The sequence below is a fragment of the Albibacillus kandeliae genome, assembly GCF_003116585.1.
In the GTDB taxonomy this organism is placed as follows: domain Bacteria; phylum Pseudomonadota; class Alphaproteobacteria; order Rhodobacterales; family Rhodobacteraceae; genus Albibacillus; species Albibacillus kandeliae.
The window spans coordinates 1,109,650-1,115,649 of sequence record NZ_QEHM01000001.1 but is presented as its reverse complement, the minus strand read 5'-3'; the positions used below and the strand labels follow the sequence as shown (position 1 = coordinate 1,115,649).

Genomic DNA, 6,000 nt, shown 5'->3' with positions numbered 1-6,000 from the left:
AGTGCAGGTGGTGACGATCTGGGCCCCGAGGATCGCGTCCTCCGGGCTGTTGCAGGCGGTGATGTCAAATCCCAGCCCGGTCAGGTTGCCGGCGCATTTCGCCGTCGCGTCGGCGTCGATGTCGTAGAGGCGGAGCGTGTCGATGCCGCAGACCGCCTTCATCGCGAGCGCCTGAAACTCGCTCTGCGCGCCGTTGCCGATCATCGCCATGCAGCGCGCGCCCTTGGGAGCGAGGTGGCGGGCCACCAGCGCAGAGGTCGCCGCTGTGCGCATCGCGGTGAGGATGGTCATTTCCGACAGCAGGACGGGATAACCCGTCGCCACATCGGCCAGCAGCCCGAAGGCGGTGACGGTCTGCAGCCCCTCGCGGGTGTTCTTGGGGTGGCCGTTCACATACTTGAAACCGTAGACCTCGCCATCCGAGGTCGGCATCAGTTCAATCACGCCCTCGGCGGAATGCGAGGCGATGCGCGGGGTCTTGTCGAACAGCTCCCAGCGCTTGAAGTCCGCCTCGATGTAGTCGGCGAGGCCCTTGAGCATGGGTTCCACCCCGATGTGGTGGATCAGGCGCATCATGTGCTCGACCGAGACGAAGGGCACCAGCGCCTTGTCGGAAGGGTGCGATTGGGTCATCGGGGGCTCCGTCAGTAATGGGTCGTGGTGGGTCGGTCGAAGACCCGGCGCCCGAGGGCGGAGGCGGCGAGGTCGACCATGACCTGCGCGGTCCGGCCACGCTCGTCGAGGAAGGGGTTCAGCTCGACGAGGTCGAGCGAGGTGAGCAGCCCGCTGTCCGAGATCATCTCCATCACCAGATGCGCCTCGCGGAAGGTGGCACCGCCGGGGACAGTTGTGCCCACCGCCGGGGCGACGGAAGGGTCGAGGAAGTCGACGTCGAGGGAGACATGCAGCATGCCCCCGGCGGCGGCGACCTTGTCGAGGAACCCGGCGAGGGGGCGGGCGATACCGTGCTCGTCGATCTGGCGCATGTCGTAGCGATGGATCCGGGACTGTTCGAGCAGCTTTCGCTCGGCGGGGTCCACCGAGCGGAGGCCGATGTAGCAGACGTTCTCCTCGGCCACCGGATGCGGGACCGGCGGAAAGGCCTCGAACCCGGGCCGGCCGGTGACATAGGCGATGGGCGTGCCGTGCAGGTGGCCGGTCTCGGTGGTATCGGGCGTGTGGATGTCGCTGTGCGCGTCGAGCCAGAGCACGAAGAGCGGACGCCCCACGCTGGCCGCATGGGCGGCGGCGCCCGCGACGGTGCCGAGCGAGAGCGCATGGTCGCCGCCAAGGAAGATCGGCAGCCCGCGCGGCATTGCCTCGATGGCGGCGCGCGTCAGGCTCTCGGTCCAGGCTGCCGTCAGATTGGGCTTGAACAGACGCCCGTCGCCGGTGTCGGGCTGGTGCGGGTCGGGCGAGAGATTGCCGAGGTCCTCGACCGCATGGCCGAGCGTGGCCAGCTCTTCTGCGAGGCCGGCGGTGCGATAGGCATCGGGGCCCATCAGGCACCCGGGACGGCGTTTGCCGCTGTCCACGGGACAGCCGATGAGCAGGCAGGTGGTCTGGGTCATGAAAGCTCCTGGGCGCGGGATTTGCGCCAAGTATCCCCCGAATTGCGTTGCCATCCACCCGTCTATTTGACCAGAATGGGCTGGTTTCCTTCGATATGGATATCTGGATTGGACAAAACGGACGAACGCCTTCTGGCCGCGCTGCGCCGCGACGCGCGCGCCTCGCTCTCGGACCTTGCGCTGGAGCTCAATCTCTCGCGGACTACGGTGCGCAGCCGGATCGAGCGGATGGAGGCCCGTGGCGACATCCTCGGTTTTACCGTGGTGCTGAAACAGGACGCGCTGCGCGACCCGGTGCGGGGGCTGATGATGATCGGGATCGAGGGGCGCGGCGCCGACCGGGTGATCCGCCAGCTCTCGGGGATGACCGAGGTGCGATCGGTGCATTCGACCAACGGGCGTTGGGACCTGATTGCGGAACTGGGCACCGAGACGCTGGAGGGGCTCGATCGGGTGCTGAACCGGATCCGGATGCTGGAGGGCGTGGCGACCAGCGAGACCAGCCTGCTGCTGGCCACACGGCGTTCGGGCGGGTCGTGAGGGAGGGGGCGCTGCCCCCTCTTGGCCCTGCGGGCCAATTCACCCCCGGGATATTTGGGAACCCAAAGAAGGCGGGGGCGGTCAGGCGCGGCGGGCGGCGGCGATCCAGATGGCGGCGAGGACCAGCGAGGCGATCATGTTCCAGCTGGCCATGGAGAGGCCCATCATCGACCAGGCGACCTCGTCGCAGCGGATCATCGGGGCGTTCATGATCTGGTCGAAGAGCTGGTCGGAGCTGAGGCCGCCGACGGAGGAGGAGGTGCAGGTGGTCGGGCCTTCCCACCAGCCGCGCTCGACCCCGGTGTGATAGGCGCCGATCCCGGCGGTGGTGAGCGCCGCGAGCGCGCCAAGCAGCGGCAGGGCGGCGCCGGGGAAGACCAGCGCAAGCAGGCCGATCAGGATGGCCGCGGCGTGCGGCCAGCGCTGGAGCAGGCAGAGGTGACAGGGGGCGAGGCCGCCGATGTACTGAAAGGCGAAGGCGCCGAGCAGCATCGCAGCGGAGCCGGCGGCGGCGATCAGCGAGAGGGTCTTGCGGGTCATAGGTACTTTACGATGACGAAGCCCCCGATGAGGAGGGCGACAAACAGGGTGAACATGAGGCCAAGGCGGCGCTCGATGAAATCACGAATTGGTGCGCCGAAGGCGCGCAGGAGCGCCGCGACCACGAAGAAGCGCAGCGCCCGGGCGAGGATCGAGGTGGCGACGAAGGTCAGCAGCGGCATGCCGGTCCAGCCCGACATGATGGTGATCACCTTGTAGGGGAAGGGGGTGATCCCCGCGACCAGCACGGCCCAGAAGCCGAAGTCGTTGAACTTGCTGTTGAACGCCTCCATCGCGTCGGCCTTGCCGAGGGAGGAGAGGATCGGCTGGCCGATGCTGTCGAAGGCGAAGGCGCCGATGGCATAGCCGAGGAGCCCGCCGAGCACCGAGGCCACCAGCGCCACCAGCGCGATGAGCCAGGCGCGCGAGGGCCGGGCGAGGATCATCGGGATCATCAGGACGTCGGGCGGGATCGGGAAGACCGAGCTCTCGACGAAGGCGACCAGCGCCAGCCACCAGAGGGCGTGGGGATGGTCGGCCAGGGCCATGGTGCGGTCGTAGAGGCGTTTCAGCATTGCGACATCCGTTGCGGCCGGAGGGGAGGACCGGACCCCGACAGGGAAGATCATGCGCCGCGCGCGGGGTCAACTGCCCGCCGCCGCGGCAAGGTGCGAAATCCCGCTGGACCTTGGGAAAGGGCTTCGCTAGATCAGGTTTGAGGCCCAAGTGGCGGAATGGTAGACGCAGGGGATTCAAAATCCCCCGGCCGTGAGGTCATGTCGGTTCGAGTCCGACCTTGGGTACCACCTCGATTTCCCATCAACGCAGTGAAGTGACAGCGAGACATTCGCCTTTGGGAGGATGGTCTCGTCCGGAGGCAATGTCCGAGAACTCTGTGGCCAAAGGCCGTTTTCGGACATTGATCGCGTGATTCAGGCGTGGGAGCTTTCCGCTGCCTGGGGGCGTTGGGCGAAGAAGCGGAAGGCGTGGGCGCGGGCGCGCAGCAGGGCCGCAAGGATAAAGAACACCGGGATCAGCATTTCCATGGTTTCTTCCACGGTGACAAGCCCCTGGCTGGTGGCTTCGGTGATCTCGATGCCGAGGGGCGCCAGCTTGCGCGCGAGGCCGTCGATCGACTTGCTCGCGCCCGCCACCACGAAGCCGGCGGTAAAGGCCAGCGCCCAGGGCTCGCCCCGCCGGAGGTCGCGCAGGAGCGGCAGGCCACGTTGGCGGACGAGTGACACCAGCGTCGCGACAAGGAGCGCCCAGAGCCCCAGGGCGAGGAGCTTTTCCCAGAGCGAGGTGTCATGCAGGATGACCTTGGTGCTGAGAATTCCCTCGCTGGTGAACGCCTTGTCCAGATCCAGTTCGCGGGCGGCCATGAACAGCAGCACGGCGGGCACCGACCAGAGCGGCACCCATGCCGTCCAAAGATAGGACGCCATGGCCACGACGTAGCCCAGCATGGATATCAACTCAATGCCGCCACCTTCTCTGGCGAGGGATGCACCTTCCGGGAGCGTCAGCCAGTCGATGCCGATGACGCAGGCTGCGACGGCGAGGTAGGTTCCGATGTAGGCGGATACATCGGACAGGTCGGGGTTGTGACGGTTGCTCATGGTCCTGCGAGTTCCAAGCTGCTCTTAGCCGCCCTTGGCTGTTCATGTTCTGGCGGGCGATCTGCAAAGATAGATGTAAAAAGCAGCAATTGCCAGTTCTTTGATCCGGTCAAGAAGAACGCTGCGGCGCGCGGCGTTTGAGGGGTGCAGGGGCGCGCTTGCGGTCTTCTGGCGGAGGTCTGCGCCTCTGTGTGGCTCCGCTGCATCAGTTGGAAACCGGGGGCTGCACCCAAGGGGAACCAATCGGTTCGGTACGTGTTCGCCGTGATGTGGGGAGGATGTAAGGAAGCAAGAGACGGAACTTGGCCGATGCGCATACTTCATGCTGAAGATGATGAATTCATCCGGGAACTGGTAAACCTGTCGCTCGTGGAGATCGGAGGGTTCGAACTGCTGCAGTGCAGTGACGGCCCCAGCGCGATTGCGGCTGTCGAGGTATACGACCCGGACCTGCTGCTGCTGGACTACAACATGCCCGGGATGACGGGCGCGGAGGCGCTCCTCAAGATACGGCGCAAGGCTGGCTTCGAGACCACGCCCTCGATCTTTCTGACTGCGCTGGATGATGACGGCATGAAGAATTGCCTCCTGAAGCTTGGGGCCCTGAAGGTCATCCCGAAGCCAGTGGACTTTATGGAGCTTCCGTCTCTCATCGAAAAGGCTCTGCTCAGGAAGAACTGATCCTTGAGGTCGGGGACTGGTTGCTGTCCGGTCTTGCGTCGCGCAAGGTGCTTGGCTGAGGAATAGTGGTCGGTAGCGTGCCGAGCGGCGTTCATTTTGGGGTTGGCTGGGGCGGAAAGCCGCCGGGGTCGGGATGACGACGCGTGGGAGGCGGAACCGGAGGATCGGGCCGACCGTTGAGCCTTGCGGGTGTACGTGTTTCGACAACCCCCTGCCGACCACACGTCCGCAGCGGCCCGGGTGCCACCCATGACCGTCCGGGCCGCACATTGCAGGGCGAAGCAATTCGGCACAGCCGGTAGGCGCGAAATGTCGGCCCCGCCGCCGATGCATTGGGTTTGGGAGCGGCGGTGATGTGCGTCGGCGTTGCGATTTGAAGCCCGGCTGCTCTTCGAGTTGAGAGACCGAAGAGGCGTTAGCGGAGATGCTTCTTCGCCGGATGTTTCATGCGCTTCAGCTCCTGCTCAGGGGACGGGCCAGCGCAGGGGGCAGGGCAGGTTTACGTGAGCCCGGATGGGGATGCAGATTGCGGGCCAAGGCCAATCTGTACACATAGGAAAGGCCCCCGGTGGACTGGGATGACAGCAACGGGGGCCTTCCGAAAGTTCGTACCAGTAAAAGATCAGTTGAAATGAAAACGTAAGGAAAAGGATGAGAGAAGGGACATTCTCCCGACTTGTTCAATGCGACTCTTAATGCCTGGGACGCTCCTCCGGGAATTGAGCATATGCTTTTCGGGACGGCTGTCCACAAGAAATTAACCCTACGTAAACTTTTGACGCCAAGGACAGTCCCGGACGGTTGGAGCCAAGCGGTGTCGGGCAGGATCTCCCGCCCCCAACCTTTTGATTTGGGATCGACATGGTCAGGGGCGGGGCGCCGGCAACGAGCCGGAACTGGTGCGTCACCTGACAGTGCAGGTGGCGAGATGTGATCTGATCGGAGGGCTGGGTGCTTTCGCACAGATCCCGCGACGGTGTCTGGCCGTGAAAAGAATGGCCGGTGTCGCCGAAGCTAAATGTCTCAATCAAATCCGGGGCCACGAAACC

At 65.0% G+C, this 6,000-nt stretch carries 6 protein-coding genes, 1 tRNA gene and 1 pseudogene; 3 read left to right on the top strand and 5 right to left on the bottom strand.

From position 1 onward, the window contains the following. Positions 1–633: pseudogene (locus tag DDT93_RS05235) on the bottom strand (ornithine cyclodeaminase); the annotation flags it as partial. Positions 634–644: 11 nt separating this feature from the next. Then, positions 645–1,571 (bottom strand): arginase, encoded by a 927-nt coding sequence (rocF, locus tag DDT93_RS05230; RefSeq protein WP_109464709.1) that lies wholly within the window; start codon positions 1,569–1,571, stop codon positions 645–647. 108 nt (positions 1,572–1,679) lie between these two features. Here rocF and DDT93_RS05225 point away from each other — a divergent pair, with 108 nt between their 5' ends. After that, entirely contained in the window at positions 1,680–2,111 is a 432-nt protein-coding gene (locus DDT93_RS05225) for an Lrp/AsnC family transcriptional regulator (RefSeq protein ID WP_109464708.1), read from the top strand. 81 nt (positions 2,112–2,192) lie between these two features. On the opposite strand, the gene DDT93_RS05220 is transcribed toward DDT93_RS05225, so the two are convergent. Together DDT93_RS05220 and DDT93_RS05215 are read right to left on the bottom strand one after the other, a co-directional pair. Then, a complete protein-coding gene (locus DDT93_RS05220) occupies positions 2,193–2,651 on the bottom strand; it encodes a disulfide bond formation protein B (protein WP_109464707.1) in 459 nt (152 codons plus the stop codon). Continuing rightward, the gene (locus DDT93_RS05215; protein WP_109464706.1) at positions 2,648–3,226 is read right to left on the bottom strand and encodes a YqaA family protein; all 579 of its coding nucleotides are present in this window, start codon (positions 3,224–3,226) and stop codon (positions 2,648–2,650) included. Before DDT93_RS05215 ends, DDT93_RS05220 begins: the two co-directional genes overlap by 4 nt. 145 nt (positions 3,227–3,371) lie before the next feature. Between DDT93_RS05215 and DDT93_RS05210 the strand changes: the two genes are divergently transcribed. Next, positions 3,372–3,457, top strand: a tRNA-Leu gene (locus DDT93_RS05210). Positions 3,458–3,583: 126 nt separating this feature from the next. Here the strand turns inward: DDT93_RS05210 and DDT93_RS05205 are convergent. Next, entirely contained in the window at positions 3,584–4,270 is a 687-nt protein-coding gene (locus DDT93_RS05205) for a hypothetical protein (RefSeq protein WP_109464705.1), read from the bottom strand. Positions 4,271–4,579: 309 nt separating this feature from the next. Here DDT93_RS05205 and DDT93_RS05200 point away from each other — a divergent pair, with 309 nt between their 5' ends. After that, positions 4,580–4,951 (top strand): response regulator, encoded by a 372-nt coding sequence (locus DDT93_RS05200; protein WP_109464704.1) that lies wholly within the window; start codon positions 4,580–4,582, stop codon positions 4,949–4,951. The last annotated feature ends 1,049 nt before the right edge of the window (positions 4,952–6,000 follow it).